Source organism: uncultured Photobacterium sp. (genome assembly GCF_947502415.1).
In the GTDB taxonomy this organism is placed as follows: domain Bacteria; phylum Pseudomonadota; class Gammaproteobacteria; order Enterobacterales; family Vibrionaceae; genus Photobacterium.
The window spans coordinates 1-287 of record NZ_CANMZV010000126.1 but is presented as its reverse complement, the minus strand read 5'-3'; the positions used below and the strand labels follow the sequence as shown (position 1 = coordinate 287).

Genomic DNA, 287 nt, shown 5'->3' with positions numbered 1-287 from the left:
CCGGACAGTGACCGTACCGCGGCAGCGACCATCGATGTGGCGGTCAATGCCTTCACCGACAGCGCGGGGAATACCAACACCGCGGCGACCCAGCTCAGTATCAGCCTGGATACCGTACTGCCGGGGATCAGCATCGGCAGTGACACGGCGAGCCTGAAAGCCGGCGAGACCGCAGCGCTGACCTTTACCCTGAGTGAAGCGAGTTCGGATTTTGCGGAAAGTGATATTACCGTGGTCGGTGGTTCACTGAGCGGCTTTAGTGGTAGTGGCACCACATATACTGCGAC

1 protein-coding gene is annotated in these 287 nt (G+C 59.9%); it reads left to right on the top strand.

Going from position 1 to position 287, the window contains the following annotated elements:
* A partial coding sequence (locus Q0852_RS23820) for an Ig-like domain-containing protein (RefSeq protein ID WP_299022935.1) occupies window positions 1-287 on the top strand: 287 nt, incomplete at both ends.